The organism is Methylocystis sp. (genome assembly GCF_051061225.1).
Taxonomy (GTDB): domain Bacteria; phylum Pseudomonadota; class Alphaproteobacteria; order Rhizobiales; family Beijerinckiaceae; genus Methylocystis.
This window is the reverse complement of record NZ_JBPFEB010000060.1, coordinates 1-18,257: the sequence shown is the minus strand read 5'-3', so window position 1 is coordinate 18,257 and position 18,257 is coordinate 1. Positions and strand designations below refer to the sequence as shown.

At 58.8% G+C, this 18,257-nt stretch carries 18 protein-coding genes; 8 read left to right on the top strand and 10 right to left on the bottom strand.

The genetic code is table 11. The features are described from left to right. Both ACR652_RS11460 and ACR652_RS11455 read right to left on the bottom strand, forming a co-directional pair. On the bottom strand, window positions 1-226 hold a 226-nt coding region (locus ACR652_RS11460; RefSeq protein WP_434506634.1), incomplete at its 3' end, for a transposase. A gap of 187 nt (window positions 227-413) precedes the next feature. Beyond that, a complete protein-coding gene (locus tag ACR652_RS11455; RefSeq protein WP_434506633.1) occupies window positions 414-2,384 on the bottom strand; it encodes an aconitate hydratase in 1,971 nt (656 codons plus the stop codon). 355 nt (window positions 2,385-2,739) lie between these two features. Between ACR652_RS11455 and ACR652_RS11450 the strand changes: the two genes are divergently transcribed. Both ACR652_RS11450 and ACR652_RS11445 read left to right on the top strand, forming a co-directional pair. After that, entirely contained in the window at window positions 2,740-3,534 is a 795-nt protein-coding gene (locus ACR652_RS11450; RefSeq protein ID WP_434506632.1) for a YiiX/YebB-like N1pC/P60 family cysteine hydrolase, read from the top strand. A 376-nt stretch (window positions 3,535-3,910) separates the two neighbouring features. Next, window positions 3,911-4,177, top strand: a complete 267-nt coding sequence (locus ACR652_RS11445) for a hypothetical protein (RefSeq protein ID WP_434506631.1) — start codon at window positions 3,911-3,913, stop codon at window positions 4,175-4,177. Window positions 4,178-4,440: 263 nt separating this feature from the next. On the opposite strand, the gene ACR652_RS11440 is transcribed toward ACR652_RS11445, so the two are convergent. From ACR652_RS11440 to ACR652_RS11405, 8 genes are all read right to left on the bottom strand, one after another. Next, complete coding sequence (locus tag ACR652_RS11440) at window positions 4,441-4,560, bottom strand: NnrS family protein (RefSeq protein ID WP_434506630.1); 120 nt, start codon at window positions 4,558-4,560, stop codon at window positions 4,441-4,443. A 43-nt stretch (window positions 4,561-4,603) separates the two neighbouring features. Beyond that, window positions 4,604-4,756: a hypothetical protein gene (locus ACR652_RS11435; RefSeq protein WP_434506629.1), complete on the bottom strand. Its 153-nt coding sequence runs from the start codon at window positions 4,754-4,756 to the stop codon at window positions 4,604-4,606. Window positions 4,757-5,120: 364 nt separating this feature from the next. Then, window positions 5,121-6,683 carry a SulP family inorganic anion transporter gene (locus tag ACR652_RS11430; protein ID WP_434506628.1) on the bottom strand — a complete coding sequence of 521 codons (1,563 nt, stop codon included), beginning with the start codon at window positions 6,681-6,683 and terminating at the stop codon, window positions 5,121-5,123. A gap of 27 nt (window positions 6,684-6,710) precedes the next feature. Continuing rightward, complete coding sequence (locus ACR652_RS11425) at window positions 6,711-7,367, bottom strand: carbonic anhydrase (protein ID WP_434506627.1); 657 nt, start codon at window positions 7,365-7,367, stop codon at window positions 6,711-6,713. A gap of 523 nt (window positions 7,368-7,890) precedes the next feature. Further along, window positions 7,891-9,621 (bottom strand): sensor histidine kinase, encoded by a 1,731-nt coding sequence (locus ACR652_RS11420; protein ID WP_434506626.1) that lies wholly within the window; start codon window positions 9,619-9,621, stop codon window positions 7,891-7,893. Between the two features lie 179 nt (window positions 9,622-9,800). Further along, window positions 9,801-10,037 (bottom strand): thioredoxin, encoded by a 237-nt coding sequence (locus tag ACR652_RS11415; protein WP_434506625.1) that lies wholly within the window; start codon window positions 10,035-10,037, stop codon window positions 9,801-9,803. A 3-nt stretch (window positions 10,038-10,040) separates the two neighbouring features. Beyond that, complete coding sequence (locus ACR652_RS11410; RefSeq protein ID WP_434506624.1) at window positions 10,041-10,727, bottom strand: MarR family winged helix-turn-helix transcriptional regulator; 687 nt, start codon at window positions 10,725-10,727, stop codon at window positions 10,041-10,043. Between the two features lie 194 nt (window positions 10,728-10,921). Next, on the bottom strand, window positions 10,922-11,833 hold the full coding sequence (locus ACR652_RS11405; RefSeq protein WP_434506623.1) for a LysR family transcriptional regulator: 912 nt from the start codon (window positions 11,831-11,833) through the stop codon (window positions 10,922-10,924). Between the two features lie 274 nt (window positions 11,834-12,107). On the opposite strand from ACR652_RS11405, the gene ACR652_RS11400 reads away from it, so the two are divergent. The 6 genes from ACR652_RS11400 to ACR652_RS11375 all read left to right on the top strand — a co-directional run. After that, a complete protein-coding gene (locus ACR652_RS11400) occupies window positions 12,108-13,694 on the top strand; it encodes a DHA2 family efflux MFS transporter permease subunit (protein WP_434506622.1) in 1,587 nt (528 codons plus the stop codon). A 940-nt stretch (window positions 13,695-14,634) separates the two neighbouring features. Continuing rightward, window positions 14,635-15,921: a 5-aminolevulinate synthase gene (gene hemA, locus ACR652_RS11395; protein WP_434506621.1), complete on the top strand. Its 1,287-nt coding sequence runs from the start codon at window positions 14,635-14,637 to the stop codon at window positions 15,919-15,921. A gap of 583 nt (window positions 15,922-16,504) precedes the next feature. Next, window positions 16,505-17,116 (top strand): RNA polymerase sigma factor, encoded by a 612-nt coding sequence (locus ACR652_RS11390; RefSeq protein ID WP_434506620.1) that lies wholly within the window; start codon window positions 16,505-16,507, stop codon window positions 17,114-17,116. A gap of 15 nt (window positions 17,117-17,131) precedes the next feature. Beyond that, window positions 17,132-17,380: a hypothetical protein gene (locus tag ACR652_RS11385; protein WP_434506619.1), complete on the top strand. Its 249-nt coding sequence runs from the start codon at window positions 17,132-17,134 to the stop codon at window positions 17,378-17,380. A gap of 85 nt (window positions 17,381-17,465) precedes the next feature. Next, window positions 17,466-17,831, top strand: a complete 366-nt coding sequence (locus tag ACR652_RS11380; protein WP_434506618.1) for a group I truncated hemoglobin — start codon at window positions 17,466-17,468, stop codon at window positions 17,829-17,831. Window positions 17,832-17,842: 11 nt separating this feature from the next. Continuing rightward, the coding region (locus ACR652_RS11375; protein WP_434506617.1) for a 2Fe-2S iron-sulfur cluster-binding protein at window positions 17,843-18,257 on the top strand (415 nt) is incomplete at its 3' end.

The following is an 18,257-nucleotide window of genomic DNA, read 5'->3' as shown; positions in this document are numbered from 1 at the left end:
GCCAGCGCTGCGATTGCTGATACACTGCGGACCATGGCGGCAGATCATTGGGCATGGCGCGCCATGCGATGCCGTAGCGAAGCACGTAACGTAGACCGTTGAACAACTCGCGCAGCGGATGTTGACGCTGCGGCGCGCCCTCGTCCATGAGCGTCAGATAAGGCGCAACCAGCGACCACTCTTCGTCGCTGACGTCAGAAGGATACGGTTTGCGAATCGAAGACATCCGATTCTACTAGAGCAATCAATCACCAAAGTACATAACACCCTCTAGCCTTTCCATGTGTTTCTTCCTCTTTGCCCGGTGGTGGACCAGTATCGGCTAAATTTTTGTTGCCGCCCTTCGCATCAATGGGGCTGACTGAGAAACTTCCGAGCGGTCCGCAGCACCGCCTAGGAAGGTTGCTTAGATTCTAGATAGGCGGCGTAAGCATGGCTCCGTGGCGTCGCTTGTTCATGTTTCGTCGACGGAAATTCACGACGCCGCCGGCGAGTATAACTTTGACTTGATCGAGCGTCAGATCATGACGCGCCTCAATCGCGGCGTTGGCGGATCGCAACAGGATCCTATCGCTGTTTGCCAGCGTTTTTCGCAAGTCTCCCACCCGCAACGTGTCGCCGACTGCGAGGCGGTCGTAATCTCCCTCGTTGATAAAGACGAGGGGGAGAATTCCGTAATTGATGAGATTCTGACGATGAATGCGGGCGAAGCTCTTCGCGATGACCATCCTCAGACCAAGATAACGGGGCGCCGCGGCGGCATGCTCGCGCGAGGAGCCTTGCCCGTAGTTCCTGCCGGCGATAACCGCATGGCCTGGCGTTTGGCCGATGGTCCGGGCCTGATCGACATAAGAGGGGTCGATGCGTTCGAAGGAAAAGTTTGCGATCTTTTGAAGGTTTGAACGATAAGGTAAAGCTTTTGCTCCGGCCGGCAGGATCTCATCAGTCGAAACGTCGTCTCGCATCTTGAGAAGCACAGGTAGCGTCAGCTCGTCGGGGAGCGGATCGAAAAAAGGCAATGAAGTGATGTTTGCGCCCTTTACTAGGGCGATTTTACGCGCCTGCTCAATCGCCAGCGGCGGCTCGTATAGCGTCGCCGATAAAGGAGGAGTCGCCGGTTGCCGGAGCTCCGGATAAGGGATGCCCAGGGTTCTCGGGTCGGTAATCTTGCCGACAAGCGCAGAGGCGGCCGCGGTTTCAGGAGAACAGAGAAATACTGAGTCCTCTTCCGTTCCGGAGCGTCCGGGGAAATTGCGAGGCGTCGTGCGCAGAGAGTTTCGCCCGATCGCTGGAGCTTGCCCCATGCCGATGCATCCGTTGCATCCGGTCTGATGGACGCGCGCGCCCGCTGCGACGAGCAGGCCAAGGCGACCATCACTGATCAGCGTCTCAAGAACCTGCCGGGAAGTGGGATTGATATCCAACGACACGCCGGGCGGGACCATTCGGTCTCGAACGATCTCCGCGGCGATGGCGAAGTCTCGCCACCCCGGATTGGCTGAGGACCCAATGTAGGCCTGGGCGATCTCCTCGCCCTGGACCTCTCGGACTGCAACGACTTTGCCAGGGCTTGAGGGCTTGGCGATGAGCGGCTCAAGTTTGGAAAGATCGATGTAGTCGTGTTGGTCATAGGCGCAGCCCGGATCTGCCTCGAGTTCACGCCAATCGTGGCCTCGGCCCTGCGAGTTGAGAAACGCTCGCGTGATGAGGTCGGAGGGGAATATCGAGGTGGTGGCACCGAGTTCCGCGCCCATATTGGCGATCACATGCCTGTCCCACGCCGTCAGGCTCCGCAACCCATCGCCATGATATTCGATGATCTTGCCGACGCCCCCGGCGACGCCGAGGCGCCGGAGCATTTCAAGGATGACGTCCTTGGCGCTGACCCAGTCCGGGAGCGCACCACTCAGCTCCATGCCGAAGATCGCGGGCGTTGTGGTCGAATAGGGTTCCCCGGCTATCGCAAGCGCGACATCGAGCCCGCCCGCGCCAATCGCCAGCATACCGAGCGCGCCAGCAGCGGGCGTATGGCTGTCTGATCCCAACAATGACGCGCCGGGGCGCCCAAAGCGCTCCATGTGCACGACATGGCTGATGCCGTTGCCGGGCCGGGAGAACCAAATGCCGAACCGTCGGCAGGCGCTTTCAAGGAAAAGGTGATCCTCCGCGTTCAAATTATCTATCTGTAATAAATTGTGATCAACATATTGCACGCTCACTTCGGTCCTCGCTCGATCAAGCTGCAGAGCCTCGAGCGTTAGCATCGCAAGGGTTCCCGTCGCATCTTGAGTCAGCGTCTGATCAATGCGCAACATCAGGGGCGCACCGACGTCGCCGCCCCCGCTTACGCAATGGCTTTTGATTAGTTTTTCGGCGACGTTCATGGCCATGTTGACACCGAAGAGCGCTCTTCCGAGCGCCTTCCCTTTTGGCCAGAAATAGCGCGAAGCGCTTGAATTGGCAGTGCATAGAAAACCAGCGGCATCAGCAGCCGATGGCGGGCCTTGGCGCTATGGCCTGCGGAATGGCGCCGGCAGGCCCTACGGCAGCGAGTCGCGAGCGTGGTTCTTTCTAACGCATGGCGCCCACGCGCTGGTGGTCGGTTCCTCCCGAGTCCACAAGCGGACTGCGCGTCACCGGCACTTGCAACCTGTTTTGCTCCTGATAGCTACATAGTAGAGGCGCTATCGAGCTGAGCCCAAGGCGTGCCCACACCGTAACAGCATAAGGCCTGGTTGGATGCTTAAGGCGTTCTTACACAAACTCGGTGTCGCCCTCTCCAACTATCTCATGCAGGAAATTGAGAGCGACCCGTTAACGACGCCGACCGATATAGTAGAGCTGAGGAGATGCCTGAGGCCCGGAGATGTAATTCTGATTGAAGGGTCCACACGAGTCTCGGGGCCGATCAAGTACCTCACGCAGTCGACCTGGTCGCACGCGGCATTGTTTGTTGGTCCGATCCAGGAATACCAGGAAGCTGACGGGGAACCGCATGTGCTCGTAGAGGCCGATCTAGCCGCCGGAGTTTGCTCGTCACCCTTATCGAAATACGCAGGGTCTTCTACCCGTATCTGTCGTCCGCTTAACCTGCGCACCGAAGACTTAGCTGCGCTCGTCGCCTTTGCTGTGGAGCGCATCGGTTGCCGCTATGATCTGCATAACCTTTTCGATCTGTTGCGCTATCTGATGCCGACGCCGCCAATCCCTTCCCGCCTGCGTCGTCGCTTCATTTCGATCGGCGCGGCGTCGGCGACTCAAGCCCTGTGCTCGACGTTGCTAGCGCAAGCATTCCAGGCGATCAATTACCCGATCTTGCCAATCATCGAACTCGTCGACGACGAAAAGGCCTCGTCACGTCTGCACCATCATGTCGTTCGCGAAATCCTCCACATCCGAAATTCGGCGCTTTACGTTCCGCGCGATTTTGACATTTCGCCCTATTTTGAAATCGTAAAGCCCACGGTCGAAGAGGGGTTCGACTACAAACATCTGACCTGGATGTCAGATGCGCAGACCGGCGGAACGGAGTGATAGGGGGTTTTGATCAGCGAGCCGCGACGTCGCAGTATTACCTGAAGACCAACAATAAAGCTTCGCTCACGGTCCTGCATGCGGAAACACTGGAGGCTGACCGAGGGGCATGTCCCCAGCGCGTGGTAGCGGAAATGATTAAATGGCTAGCCGAGACACGACGTCATCGGAGCGACGGAGTTTTTCGAAGCTTTGCGAGTTGGTCAGGCTAGCGCCTTGTGGATCCTTGAGCGATCGACGCCCACGTCGCCTTGCCACGGTTGATGAATGGCATAGGAACAAGCGTTGATTGAGTGGGTTACACGACAAAAGGCTGCGGAAGCCCCGGTCGTTTGGTTTCACATGGCTGTCCGATCCTTCAATCGGGGGAAAAACGATGGAAGTAGCGGCTGTATCGCTTTTGCTGATCGCTTTGGTCGGCGCATTTCTCGCGCTTATTGCGGCGCTGGTCCTGCTACGGCCCAAAACAGAACGGTCGGTTGCGTACCCTCAAGCGATGAAGCAATTTGTAATTCTTGCCTCCATCTTATCGCTCGTTTGCATTGTCCTCTACATGATGGCCGAATACGCGACTGTCGAAAGTAGCGCGACAATCCGTTCCGCCGCATCGATCGGGTCGGAAATTGCCTTGGCGTCGATCTAGCAGACTCAGGCAAGCGGGATCACTTGCCCTCGGACTGCTCCTGCTTTTGGCTAACTTCACTTCTCTGAGCGGGCGGCGGATAATCCGCCAATGGAACTGTCAGGCAGACGCTCTGCGCTGGCAGCACCTCCCGCCAATCCCTGATCAGCTGCTTATAAGCCTTTCCGACGGGTCGCGGTTTGCGATCGAGGTCGTAAAGGCACCAAGCGGATTGACGCGTCCCCTATCCTCGCGCAAGGCAATGTCCCAGTCGATTTGATCGGTTAATGAATACCATCAAGACTGGCGAGCGGCGCGCCTTGCAAGGGCATCCGCCCCGTCCAATTGGGGATAGCCGTGAGTAGAAATCCAGCCACGACCGCGCCCCCGAAACCAAAGGCCATCTCGTGCAGGTGCCAGATGCTGGGGGAGAATCGCGTCGGCAGTTCAGGCGGCCATCTCAAAATAGGCGATCGAAAGCGGCAGCGCGATGGCGGCCCAGAGCGCGGCGGAGAGAAAGAAGGGACGAAACCCCGCCGAAAGGAAAGTCGCCAGGAACGTTTGGCTCTCTTGGGCGCGGTGGCGCGGAATGGGGGGCATGATTCGCCTCTCTTGGGGTCGTGGAGCGTCGAAGAATGGCGTGCAGCCCGCCAAGCCGCAACACAGGCGAGATCGAGGGGCGTCGCGTTCGGGCTCCCCAGTTGAATTGCGGCGGGATTTTCGTTTGCTCAATAGAGCCTTAGCGCCCGTAGGGGGAGCGCTTTCTCGATCGCCGCTCCATCCCCTTAAAGTTCGGAAGGGCGGACGGTTCCGCCGCCTATGCGCCCGTGGAATAATTGCGCCCACGGATCGCGGAGGGCGGGGCTAAGAAATCCGAGCGCCCCGCCCAGCGTTCTTCGATTTCTTTTCCTCGCAAGGCAGAGCGTCCGAGCGCCACCAAACTCAGCCGCGGCGCCGGTCCCTTTCAGGCGACCACCGCCAGCGCTGGAGTCTGCTCGAATCTCGGCAGGTCCTTCACGATGACGCGTATGTTGTTGTCGCTTGCGGCTTTCATGAAGTCTTCCAGGGTTTCCATGATGTCGTGATCGATGAAAGTCGCTCGGGAGCCATCAATCACGGCGAAGCTTTCTCCCTCTATCTCGTCGAGAATGTCGCGCAGAGGCGCCTTATTGAGAAACGAGACATCCTTCTGCAGGCGCAAGAGGTAATGGTTGCCATCGCGCGTGAGTGCGAAGGCGGAATGATAATTCGCGCGAAGCACGAAGAACAGACCGACCGCCATGCCGATCGCCATGCCCTTGAGAAGGTCAGTCAAAAGGATCGCCGCGATTGTGACTGCGAAAGGCGCAAACTGCTCGAAGCCCTTTTCAAACTGCTCGGCGATAAGTTTTGGCTTCGCGAGCTTGTAACCGGTGAGCAGAAGCACTGCCGCGAGGCAGGCAAGCGGAATCATGTTCAGCACGGCGGCCAGGAACATGACGCTCAAGAGCAGCAATACGCCATGCACGATGCAAGCGACCTTGGTGTGTGCTCCCGCGTTGATGTTGGCGGAGCTACGCACGATCACCTCTGTGATGGGCAGTCCGCCCATCAGGCCGCTCAGGAGATTGCCGACGCCTTGCGCTTTGAGCTCCTGATCGGTCGGAGCCGTGCGCTTGAGTGGATCGAGCTTGTCGACAGCCTCGAGGCTCAGTAGCGTCTCAAGACTGCCGACAAGGGCAAGGGTCGCCGCCGTCACGTAGATATGGTAGTCCGTCAGTAGCCTAAAATCCGGAAAGCGGATTTGTCCCGCGAATTGAAGGGGGCCTGAGATTTGCGGCAGCGTTACGAGGTGCTGGGGAGCGATTGCGAAGAAAGGCGCCACAGCCTGGGCGGTCATGTTGAAGAGAATGCCAAAGATCACCGCGACGAGCGGACCCGGCACAAGGGCGAGGATGCGATGCTCCCGTATCCTGTTCGTATCCCAGAGCAGCAGGATCGCGAGCGAGACGAGGGTGACGATCGTGGCTCCGACCGAGATGGAATTCAGCGACGACCAGACAAAGGAAAACGTCGCGTTGGCCCCGTTTTCGAGGAACGACGGATCACTGACCGCGTCCGCATCATATCCGAGCGCGTGCGGCAGCTGCTTTACGATCAGGATCAGGCCAATTGCGGCCAGCATGCCCTTGATGGCGGCGGATGGAAAATAGGCGCCGATCACGCCCGCGCGGGCATAGCCCATGCCGATCTGGAAGAGGCCGGAGAGCGCGACTGCCAGCACGGCGCCGCCGAGACCAAATTTTTCCACCGCCGCCGCGACGATGACAGTGAGGCCCGCAGCCGGACCGGAAACGCTGAGTTGCGAACCGCTGACGACGGAGACGACGAGACCGCCGACAATGCCGGCGATGACGCCGGAAAATGGCGGGGCCCCGGAGGCGACCGCGATGCCGAGGCAGAGCGGCAGCGCCACAAGAAACACGACGACCCCCGCGGGGATATCGAGGTCCAGATAACGTGTGTAATAATCGAGATGCTTGCGCATGACGTTGGGTGCCTCCTCTTGAAGCGTTTAGTGCGCCTGCTCTACGGGCTCATCGTCCCATCGGTAGATGGGGTCCAGCGCGCTCTCTGGCCCCAGCGTGATGAGCTGCTTCAATAGGCCGTCGTCGAGCGCATAAACCCATCCATGAATCATTGGGCGTTGCTCGCTTCGCCAGGCATTCTGAACGATCGATGAGAAGGCGAGGTTGTTGGCTTGCTCGATGACGTTAAACTCGACGAGCCGGTTGGTCTTGGCGTCGACGCAATTGATGGCGTCGAGCTCGTCGCGATGCAGGCGATAGACGTCCTTCACGTGCAGCAGCCACTTATTCAGCAGCGTGAAATCCGATCGTTGACGTGACAAAGCCGCTTTCACGCCGCCACAGTTGTAATGGCCGCAGACGATGATGTGCTTCACCTTCAGAACTTGAACGGCGTATTGCACGACGCTGAGGCAATTGAGGTCAGTGGCGACAACTTGGTTCGCGATATTGCGATGCGCGAAAATCAGGCCGGGCTCGGCATTGACGATGATGTCCGCCGGGACGCGGCTGTCCGCGCAACCGATCCAAAGGAATTCGGGCTGCTGTCCGTGTGCGAGCTTTTCGAAAAACTCGGGCTTATGTCGCTTCCGTTCTTCGGCCCAGGCCTTGTTTTCAAGGAGAAGCTTCTCGTGCGATTTCATGTGATATCCGCGTGCTCGGCGGCCAAACACAAATTTGGCTTGCTCAACCTGCAAACCCTCGCCCCTATTTGTGTGTCGAACGGCGGGGAACTCAGGTTGCGACTGTCAGGATTATATTAAATATTTATGTAAGATCATCGATCCACGAGGATCTCAGTTCATGATGCCAGGATAGGTTTTTTACGAGCTCTGCGTACGCTGCCGCGACGCATCGGCGCAACGATAGCTTTTGGAACATGCGGACGGTCGAGAGGGTGCAAGCCGGGCGCTGCTCCGATCAAAAATGCCTAACTGTTGCATCGCCGTGTGTTGGCGCTAGACGAGATAAATGCCGCCCCGATCGGTTCGGGGTCGTCCACGGAAAAGATGATTAGCGCAAAATTGATGGACGTTTCCCGCGAGCCCTATCATTAAAGAGAGGCGACGACGAGACAGAGTTCGAAGTTTAGTGTAAAGTTTTGCTTCAGGCTTTTGGGAGCTCGCGCGACCAGCGGAATCGTTGGAAGTCGTCTGAATTTCCTCATTACGTTTTACAGGACGCAAGTGGCGCCTCGACCCTGAAGCGCGAGCCATGCCCCGGAATGGAGCAGACCGATAATTCATGGCCGAGAGTATCAGCCGCAGTTCTGGCGATCCACAGGCCGAGACCGAGGCCTGCCGTGTCGGAATTTAGGCGGCCGAATTTTCCGAAAGCTTTGTCGACTTTATCCTTCGGAATTCCGATCCCGCTGTCATAGATCTCGATCCACACACGTCCAGCCCTTCGTCGGCCGCAGACCAAAATTCCGCCCTTAACCGTGTAGGTGATCGCGTTACCAATCAGATTGCGAATGATCGCCTCAAGAAGGATGGGGTCGCTTAATACGTCCTCGTCGCACGATCGTAATCGGATTCTCAAGCCCTTCTGATCAGCTTTCGAGCCCCATTGATCCACGACAGATTGGAGCAAAGGTCCGATCGCGACTGGCTTGTGCTCACGAGGCCCTTCGTCGAGTCGCGTCGCGGTAACCAAGGCGTCAAGCTGGCTGTTCAGGCGTTCGACCGCTTCATCAGCCGCCGCCAAATATCGATTTTGGTCCTCCTTATCCTGCGCGCGGCTGCGCAACCTGGACACAGCCATGAGTATTTGCAGTGGCTGTCTCAGGTCATGGCCGGCGATAGCAAGGATCAAGCCTTTGAAACGGTTCGCCTCGGAGAGGTCTTTCTCGTGTGCGCGTAGGGTTTTCATCAGTTGGTTAAATGACTCGCCGAGCTCGCGGAACTCGGGGGCTTCCAGACGTCGCGGGACATAGACTTGGTAATCGTCCCGCTGCCACCCTCTGATCACCTCTAGCAGCCGCTCGATGGGCCGTCGGATGGCGTTTGCGCCAACCGCCCACGCAAGCGCCAGGGCGACGCTAAGGCTCAAGAGACTCAACGCGAAGCTCCGCCATTGTTCGGCGTAGAGCGGGGCAAACGCATGCTCGCGATCGACTCCAAAAAGGATGTAAAGATCCGGCGGCGGCACGGTGATTGGAACATAGCCGTAAATTACATCTTTGCCGTGCTCGTCCTGTAACTCCGTGGTTGCCGGCGAGTCAGCGCGGATCATCGCCAGCTGTGCGGGAGTTGCGCTCTTGCCGACGCGGCCGGTACTGCTGGGCAGCTCGGCCAAAATTGTTCCGTGTCGATCTGTGATCAAAAGCGACTCGCCGGGTTGGAATGGAACTCGGCGCAAATGACCGGCAAACCAGTCCAAGCTCAGATAGGCGACGGCGACCGCTACCGTCTCCTCTTTGTCATTCCGAATTGGGTGGGCGAAAGGGATGGTCTTCTCGCCATTGATTCGGCTTACGGTGTAATCGCCGGTCGCAAACTTTCCAGTCTTCACCGCCTCGACAAAAAAGTTACGGTCGCCAATCGTAGCTCCTGAATTTCCAGGTATGCTCGCGCACAGGATCGTGCCGCTGCGGTCGGCGACGGCGAGCACAAGGTCTTTTCGATACTGTTTGGCAAGTTCCCCGAGCGTTTCCGTGCACTCTACGGGATTGAGCGATTTTGAGATCGGCAGCTCGGCGACGGCCCCCAATAGGCGTTCGATCCCATTCACAATTCCGTCTAGCTCGGCATTTCGATGTTCGGCTGTCGATAAGGCCGAGCTGCGAATCTCCCGCTCTCGCTCGTCGTTTCGTAGAAATTCATTTATGCCCTGAACAGCAAGAGTTGGGAGCAACGCGAATAGCGTCAATGTGAAAAGGCGAGCGGATATGTTCACGACGTGGCCCCCGTGGCGATCGCGGGAAGCGTCCGACGCGCGATCTTTTGCGCCTTGCGTTTTCCCCTAATAACGTCTTGCTATCTCTCGATAGCGCGTTTGTCACTTGAGCCCATTTCAGACGGTTGCGACGCGGACCATTGAGGAAGGCCCGCGCGCGGTTACGGATGCTCGAGGGGCTATTTCAGGGCCGTGAGATCAGCCCCGAAATTGATGTGATACGCGTGACCGTCGATGACGAAGGCCGGAACGGATTTCACGCCTGCCGCTTCGGCCTCGGCTATCCGGTTCTTCGCCTGGCCGAGATGCACGATCTCAATCTCGTATTGCTTCGGATCGAGCTTCTCAGCGAACTGACGCTCAGCATCGATACAGACCGGGCAGCCAGCGTGATAGAAAATCGCTTTGCGGGTCATGGATCACTCCTTTTTGCGTGCGTCGCCTCTTGAGGAAAGGCGACTCTCTTCGAGCTGACGAAGTTCTGAGCGAGACGCAATATCCATTGCGTCGTATCCCGTGGTAAGTTCAGGGAACGTTGTCGTGTAGCTTCTCCAGAGAAGCGCCTCGTCGGACGGCGATAACGCTTCATGGTCGCTGCAATCGAGACGCAGACTCTGAGCTCCGAATGCCGCCCCGACATAATCGCAATGGTGCGGCGTCTTTGCTTCGTTATGGACGTTGGGGCGGAAATATCGGCAGGTGACGCACATGCGTTGGGGCGAAAGCGCGCCGGCGATTTGAAGCGCGCGGATCGTTTTGATGACCAGTTGCAGTAACTCGGTTTGTTCCTGGTCTGACAATGTTTCAAGGGCGCGCTCGGTCGCAGTTATGACGAGACCAATCCCTCGCACCATGTCGCGTCCGGCTTGGGTGATGCGCATGGCTACGGCGCGGGCGTCCTCTGGATCGGGCGCCTTTGTCAGCAGGCCCTTGCGAACCAGCGCCGCGATCGAGTCCGTCGCCGTAGGCTGCGACACGCCGAGCTGCGCGGCGATTGCCCCCACCCGCACGCCTTTTTCCGCTCGGCCGGCAATATAGGTCAGCACATGGGCCTGCGTCGGATTAAGCCCAGCCGTCCCGGCGATCGCCCATTGATCCGCGCGCATGACGGCGCAGATGCGATCGAGGCCATCGCGGATCCGGCGGGTTAGGAGGGGATCTGACGAAACGCAGGTCATTCGCTATACATAGGACGCCTATGTAATACGGTCAAGGGGAATTTTCAGTCGGGACCGCAGCGGAAAAGCGAGCCCCGAGGATGCGTATGTTTTGCAGCCAGCAATCGTCGCTGGCTCGCGCGCTATCGGGGCGCGGTGGATCGTTTGTTTAGGCGCTTCCGCGATTCAATGACGGTCGAGAGGCCTGGCTTTTCGCGGCCGGAGGCCGCGAGTCTTAGGCCTTCTCTGACACGCGCAAGCGGGTCATCGGCTCGGCCGGCGGCGTAGACGGCGTGCGTGGAGTAGGAAAACTCGGGAGCTCCTCGTACGCGATGCAGCCGTCCGTCATCGATGAAGGGTTGCGCCGTGCCAACGCGGAAATACCCGGAGCCGCCGACTGACAAAAGGAAGGTCAACGCAAGCGGCCCAAGCGAGATCGACATAGCGGGACTACCAAGCTCAGGGAAGGCCGCCTGATGATTAGCTTGGAACGCGGCGCCCCAATCTACGAAAACGTAAGTGCTTGGATCGACGCTTCCGTCAGGCGAGCTCGTCACTTGAACAAGCTTTTCGTCCATGAGCAACTCGCAAACGAGGCCAGACCGCTGAGGCGGGCTATAGACGACCGCCAGGTCTAAAGACCCCTCTTCCACGCGTTCGACGAGGCGCGTCGCAGCATCGACTTCCGCTCTGACCGCGATGTCCGGACACTGCAGGCGCATCCAAATAAGCCAATCGGCGAGCAAGGGATGCCAAAGGCTCAGTTCGCCTCCAAGGGTGATTTTGTCGGCTTTGTTTGCGGGAAGCGCGACCTGTTGCCGGGCTCTCTCCCATATCTGCACAAGCGTCTCGGCATAGCGCTTGAAGCGTTCACCAGCTGGCGTCAACCGAGCGCCCGCCTTGTTCCGAATGAAAAGAACCCGGTCGAGTTCCAATTCCAGCGCTCGAATTCGGGCGCTGACGGCGGTTTGGGTCAGATGCAGGCGCTCTGCGGCCGCAATGAAGCTTCCGCTTTCAGCCACCACCAGAAAGGTTCGAGCAAGGTTGATGTCCATGATTTAATATGAAAAGTTTTGTTATTAAAATCAATAAAACACATTTGTCTGTTCGTAAATCAAATGCGAACCTGTTTCCAGTTGCGGGGGAGGGAGCGGACCCTCCGGCGATTGCCGCCTTCCTTGAGGTTTCGAGAGGGCTGGGGTCAAGGCTCAGTTGGCTAGCGACCGGCGCCCCGGACGCAGGCAGAAATTGTGCGTGCGAACGCCATGTTGGAGAGAGCGTTGTCCCATCAGCCGCCATTTCCCGAGCGCGCCGGTCCTGGGGCGCGCGATGTTCGTTGACAACAGGCCGTTACGCGGCTGGCGGCTTTGGTTGTTCACTGCCACTCTAGCGCTTGGCACAGTCGTCGTCCTCTCCAATGTACCCGGCTACACGATAACCGTGCCATATGTGGCGGGCAGTCTCGGCGGCGTCACGCCGAGCTTCGGCACGTGGGGGACGACCGACCATATGGTTGGCCTGGCGCTTGGCCTGCCGTTTGCGCGTTGGTTCTCGGGCCGCTTTGGCGACTATCGCGTCTATATCGTCGCCTTCCTTCTTTACGCCTGCGCCGCATGGGTTTGCGCAGCGAGCGAGACCCTTTGGACGTTTCTGCCGGGCCGCATTGCGCTTGGCTTCGCAGGCGGTGTGACCCTCCCGCTCGCGCAATCGCTGGCGCTCAGGGAGTTTCCCGAGCGCCGACGCACCTGGGCCGTCGGATTGTGGGGCGTGCTGAGCATGACGCCCTTAACGATCGGCGTGTTTCTTGGCGGATGGTTCGCCGAATTCTTGAGCTGGCGCTGGGTGTTTTATACCGACGTCGTCGCCGGCGTGCTCGTGGCCGCCCTTGTGGGCGCGCTGCTTTATGGCCGGGGTTTCAGCGTGCGAATCGTGCGATTCGATTTCGTAGGCGTCGCCCTGCTCACCGCCATCGTCTATGGCGTCCAAACGGTCCTCAACATGGGCAACGATTTTGATTGGTTCGCCTCGCCGATCCTTGTGACAGCCTTAATCGTTGTTGAAATTGCGGTCCCGGCATTTGTGATTTGGGAGCTCGGCGAGCGCAATCCCGTGCTCGACTTGCGCTTGTTCGGACATCGCAACTATGCGATCGCGACCTTCTGCTCCGTGTTTGGATTCCTGATCATCCAGGGTCTATTGTCGGTATTTGTCTTTCAACTGCAGTTGCTCATGGGCTATACCTCATCCCTTGCCGGAATGGTTTACCTATTGATGTTCGTCGTCGCGGGGCCGGCTGTCGCCATTCTCCATGAACTCAACAAAACGATAGACGTGCGCCTAATCAGCTTCTTCGATTTTGCCGGCCTCGCTGGGACACTTACTTGGCTAGGGCTGTTCGACCGGCTTGCCTGGTTCGACCAGCTCTTCTGGCCGATGCTGTTCTTCGGCTTTTTTATTGCCCTCTTCTTTGCCCCGCTTGCGAGCCTGGCCATGCACGGGCTCTCTGGATCGAAGCTTATTCGCGCCGCCGAGGAGCTGGCGTTGTTGCGCACCGTAGCGGGCTCTTACGGCATCTCGTTGCTCGCTGTCGTGCAGTTCCGCCGGCTACCGTTCCACCAGCTCGACCTCGCCGATCATCTCGGGGGGCGGCGGTTCGCATCACTGGATCTTTTCGCGCAGACGACCGCGAAACTTGAAGCTGCGGGTCTAAACTCCTCGACGGCGATGCGCCGGCTTGCAAACCTCATACGTGAGCAATCGGCCCTGCTCGCGTTGAACGACGTGTTCCTGGTCGGTGCTGTGGTCTTCGTGTTGCTGGCCGTCCTCCTCTGGTTCGCACATCCAACCATGATCGCCTTCTGGCGGCGTGGGGAGGCGGCGCATCTCCGAGCGGAGGAGCTCATGGAATCGCCATGACGTAGAGCTAGGGCGCCATCGCGTGGGCCACTTTTGCAGCGCCGCCCGCGGGCTGCGATCGCCGCCTCACCCGGTTAAGCTCTGTTTGCTACGAACGACGTCAAAGACGGAAAACTCAGGGATCGCGGGAGCAGGGTAGCCGCAACTATGGGCGATTGATCTTCTCCAGCGTTTTGAAGAGGTGAGAGCATCAGGTGGGCCGGGATCCGATTAAAAAAATTGGTGCTCGAAGGTAAGAACCTCGCATGCAAAAGCATCTAAAGGGCGACGTCACGAGAAAGATCGTCATGCATGCAGGATAAATGACCAGGTTCAATACCACGTCGCGCGATTTTTGAGGCTCACGTTAACGCAAAGGCGTCAAGTCGAGCGAGAGGTGGCAGGAAACTCGGTAACGGAATTGACGATGCCTTCAGTCGTTCGATCCCAAGCAAGGTCAAAGGAGACGCATCGATGAAATATCTTCTTCTAACGCTGCTGATCCTATCCACGACGGCGCAACTTGCCGTCGCGTCGCCTCGGCTTGAATTCGCTAAGCGTCCCCAATTGCATGCATCGGCCGTCTTGCCCTAGACGCAGGATGTCCGAGCGAATATTAGCCATTCGGAACGCCTGAGACAGCCGCGAGACGGAGAAGCATTAATTCCGATCGCGAATCAAGACATGCGAGGACTTCTTTTCGTGCTTGCCGGATTGGCCGGCCCCGTAGCGTTTTTGTTCGCAACGCCATAGCGCAGTAGCTATGGCCAACCATCGACTTCATGCGTTTCGAAAGTCGAAGTGCATTGAGCGTCTTAAGTCGATGATCAAGAATTGCGCCATCGACCCCCAAATACCTCACGATGGCGCGATAACGGGGGCGCGGCGTTACTCGCGCCCCCGCCCTTAACCCGAAGGGTTGTCCGAAGCGCATGAGCGTAAGAAGTCGAGGGACACAAAGATGCGATATCGGCGATATTTCGAGGCGGCCGTCTCCCGTCTTAAGGACGAGCGCCGCTATCGCGTCTTTGTCCATCTCGAACGCGACGTCGACAGCTTCCCCTTCGCCCGCTGGCATCGCGACGACGGCTCCATTCAGGAAGTGACCGTCTGGTGCTCCAACGATTATCTCGGCATGGGCCAGCACCCCGAGGCGATCTCCGCCATGGTCGAGACCGCGAGCAAGGTCGGCGCCGGCGCGGGCGGCACCCGCAATATTGCCGGCACCAGCCACGCCATCGTCGAGCTGGAGCGCGAGCTTGCCGATCTGCACGGCAAGGAGGCGGCTCTCGTCTTCACCTCGGGTTGGATTTCCAATCTCGCGGCGATTTCCACCATCGCCGATCTTCTGCCCAACTGCCTCATCCTGTCCGACGCGTCCAATCACAATTCGATGATCGAGGGCGTGAAGCGGTCGCGCGCGGAAAGAAAGATCTTCCGCCACAACGACCTCGTCCACCTCGAGGAGCTTCTGATCGAAGCCGGCGACCGACCGAAGCTGATCGTCTTCGAGAGCCTCTATTCGATGAACGGCAACATCGCCCCGGTCAAGGAGATCGCGACGCTTGCCGAGCGCTATGGCGCCATGACCTATGTGGACGAGGTCCATGCGGTCGGCATGTATGGCGCGCGCGGCGGCGGCATCTGTGAGCGCGAAGGCGTCATGGACCGGATCGACATCATCGAGGGCACGCTGGCCAAGGGCTTCGGCGCCATGGGCGGCTATGTCGCGGGCGACTCCGTGGTGATCGACGCGATCCGCTCCTATGCGGGCGCCTTCATCTTCTCGACCGCTCTGCCGCCGCCGGTGGCCGCCGCCGCCTGCGCCTCGGTGCGGCTGCTGAAGCACCGTCCCGATCTGCGGGCCGCCCATCAGCGCGCGGCCCATATCACCCGGCACGCGCTCGCCGCAGCCGGCCTGCCGGTGCTGGAAAACGGCTCCCATATTGTGCCGGTGATGGTGCACGACGGGGAACTGTGCAAGGCCGCAAGCGATCTGCTGCTCACGCGCCACAACATCTATATCCAGCCGATCAACTATCCGACGGTCGCCAAGGGCTCGGAGCGCCTGCGCGTCACGCCGACGCCGCGCCACACGCAGGAGCATATCGCGCATCTCGTCGAGGCGATGGTCGACGTGTGGCATACGCTCGGCATCCCTTCCGTGGAGCCGCCGTCGCATCTGCATGCCGATGAGAACAGCAAGGAACACTGCACCTATCCAGAGATCAAGCTTGTGGCGCAGTAGCGGAAGATGGCGAGGTCGTAGTGTCTACGATGTCGCCGCCCTTACCGTGCAACGTGGGCAACAACAAACGGAATCGCTGATGGGGCGCCGCGGTTTCGCACCTCACGTGAGAGGCGCGGTTTATTGGAGCTGACCGGACCTTGTCATTGGCCGGTTGGCGCATTCTGGGAATTGCCGCTGAAAAATCCACTACCCATGATGGCATGGATCTGTTGTTTGACAACCAGATGGGCCTCCGATAATGGGCCACCTTGACCGTCTCGAAACCAGACGTTTTATGAGAGAAGGAAAGAATCATATCGGCCGGCCGCTAGTTGCGATGAGAAGCCAAATGAGACTTGCGCCTGCCCGGTTGAGCTTTGTAAATTCCAGCAACCATCGACAGCAGGGGACCTCGTCTGGGCTGCAGACTAGAGATAATCCGGCGTCCTTTGCCTATTGTCGATGGCTTACAAGGGACCCAGCGTGTGGCTGATCGTCAAATCCAGGGGCGTCGGTGGCGACAAGATCCAACACTGAGTGGCTAGCGGCTCTGCGCCAGACGGGGCAGACTCAGGAAAACGCCGTCCAGGAGCTGCGGCAATTGTTGCGCCGCGCCATTTTCAATTTCCTGTCCCGCAAACGCGCAGCCAACGCCGCCGGCCTTGACTATGACTATGAGGATCTGGCGGAAGACTGCGCACAGGAGTCCGCGCTCATCATTCAGGCAAAGCTGGACCAATTCCGTGGCGACAGCCAATTCACGACATGGGCCTATGCGATCGCTGTTCGCGTCACCCTTAATGAACTGCGCCGGCGCCGTTGGCGCGCGACGGCAATCGAAGCAGCGCGTCTTGGCGACGCCATGCCGCATTGGCCGATCGACAATCCCGGGCCCGAGCAAAGCCTCGAGCAGCAACAAGCTTGGGCGATACTGAACGAGCTGATCGAAACCGCGCTGACTCCCTTGCAACGCAAGGCGTTGATCGCGCATGCCTTCCAGGAAATGCCCCTCGATCTCGTCGCCGAATGGCTGGGCACCAATCGAAATAGCCTCTATAAGCTTATCCACGATGCGCGCAAGCGGCTCCAGGCGGCCCTCCTCTCAAGGGGCGTCACACATCGCGAGCTCATCGCTATTTTTGATACGCCTCGTCCCGAGCGGCCCTATTTTGAAGACGGTAAGAAATCTTATTTCACAGCGTCTAATGGTTAGCGACGAGAATCCCGCATGAAACGGAAAGAGTTCGGACGGCTGATCGACACCATCTTCGCGGCGAACGCCTGCGAAGAGTTGTCGTGCAGCGATTATTTCGAGCGATTGCCGCGTTACGCCGAGCTGGAGGTTGCCGGCGAGGACGCCGCGACGCGCCTTCCCGACGTGCGCCATCATATGCATCAGTGCCCCGAGTGCGAAGAAGTGTACCTCGGTCTCCTTGAAGTCGTTCTGGCTGAAAAAAAATCCGACGCCTCCAGGTAAGAATCCTCCCTGACGCCCCTCTAAAGGAGCGTTCGAAGAAAATTGGCCGCCGTCGAAACGCGGGTGGCCTGAGGGAGGGATACGCATGTCTAGTCTTTACGAGCGTCTCGGTGGCGAAAAGGCGGTGGACGCCGCAGTCGACCTTTTTTATCGCACGGTTCTCGCCGACGGTCGCATCGCACGCTTCTTCGAAGGCGTGAATATGGAAGACCAGCTCGCAAAGCAAAAATCCTTTTTGACCATGGCGTTCGGCGGACCGAACAAATACACGGGCAAAGACATGCGGAAAGCCCATGAGAAGCTCGTCGCCAAAGGTTTGAACGATTCCCATGTCGATGCAGTGGTCGAAGACCTGTCGAGAACGCTACGACAGCTCGGCGTCGGCGAAAAAGATGTGCAAGAAGTCGCAGCGCTGGCCAATTCCGTTCGCAACGACGTGTTGAACCGCTGAGGCCCGAGCAAATGACGCTGCTGACTTATCGAGAAGCAGCCATCGAGATCGAGCCGGGGGAGGACGTCCTTTCCGCGCTGCTACGCGCTGAAATCGACGCGCCTCACTCCTGCCGATCCGGGATCTGCCAGAGTTGCTTGCATCGCGTGGTCGACGGCAATCCGCCACCCGCAGCGCAGAAGGGGCTCAGCGACGCGCAGAAGGCGCTGGGCTATTTCTTGCCCTGCGTCTGCGTGCCCGATACGCCTTTGACCATCGTCCCGGCTCAGGAAACCGGGACCCGATCGGAGGCTGTCGTACGCTCGATGGATCGCCTTTCTGGCGACGTCGTGCGGCTGCGCCTTGGACATGACCCGAACTTTGCCTATCGCCCCGGGCAGTTTCTGGAGCTCATCACCGACGACGGACTTGGACGGCATTACTCTC

What these genes read in the sequence shown, in the direction of transcription:
- ACR652_RS11455 (WP_434506633.1), bottom strand. Translation starts at nt 2,384, where the DNA reads ATGAACGTCGCCGAAAAACTAATCAAAAGCCATTGCGTAAGCGGGGGC.
- ACR652_RS11450 (WP_434506632.1), top strand. Translation starts at nt 2,740, where the DNA reads ATGCTTAAGGCGTTCTTACACAAACTCGGTGTCGCCCTCTCCAACTAT.
- ACR652_RS11445 (WP_434506631.1), top strand. Translation starts at nt 3,911, where the DNA reads ATGGAAGTAGCGGCTGTATCGCTTTTGCTGATCGCTTTGGTCGGCGCA.
- ACR652_RS11440 (WP_434506630.1), bottom strand. Translation starts at nt 4,560, where the DNA reads ATGGCCTTTGGTTTCGGGGGCGCGGTCGTGGCTGGATTTCTACTCACG.
- ACR652_RS11435 (WP_434506629.1), bottom strand. Translation starts at nt 4,756, where the DNA reads ATGCCCCCCATTCCGCGCCACCGCGCCCAAGAGAGCCAAACGTTCCTG.
- ACR652_RS11430 (WP_434506628.1), bottom strand. Translation starts at nt 6,683, where the DNA reads ATGCGCAAGCATCTCGATTATTACACACGTTATCTGGACCTCGATATC.
- ACR652_RS11425 (WP_434506627.1), bottom strand. Translation starts at nt 7,367, where the DNA reads ATGAAATCGCACGAGAAGCTTCTCCTTGAAAACAAGGCCTGGGCCGAA.
- ACR652_RS11415 (WP_434506625.1), bottom strand. Translation starts at nt 10,037, where the DNA reads ATGACCCGCAAAGCGATTTTCTATCACGCTGGCTGCCCGGTCTGTATC.
- ACR652_RS11410 (WP_434506624.1), bottom strand. Translation starts at nt 10,727, where the DNA reads ATGCGCGCGGATCAATGGGCGATCGCCGGGACGGCTGGGCTTAATCCG.
- ACR652_RS11405 (WP_434506623.1), bottom strand. Translation starts at nt 11,833, where the DNA reads ATGGACATCAACCTTGCTCGAACCTTTCTGGTGGTGGCTGAAAGCGGA.
- ACR652_RS11400 (WP_434506622.1), top strand. Translation starts at nt 12,108, where the DNA reads ATGTTCGTTGACAACAGGCCGTTACGCGGCTGGCGGCTTTGGTTGTTC.
- hemA (WP_434506621.1), top strand. Translation starts at nt 14,635, where the DNA reads ATGCGATATCGGCGATATTTCGAGGCGGCCGTCTCCCGTCTTAAGGAC.
- ACR652_RS11385 (WP_434506619.1), top strand. Translation starts at nt 17,132, where the DNA reads ATGAAACGGAAAGAGTTCGGACGGCTGATCGACACCATCTTCGCGGCG.
- ACR652_RS11380 (WP_434506618.1), top strand. Translation starts at nt 17,466, where the DNA reads ATGTCTAGTCTTTACGAGCGTCTCGGTGGCGAAAAGGCGGTGGACGCC.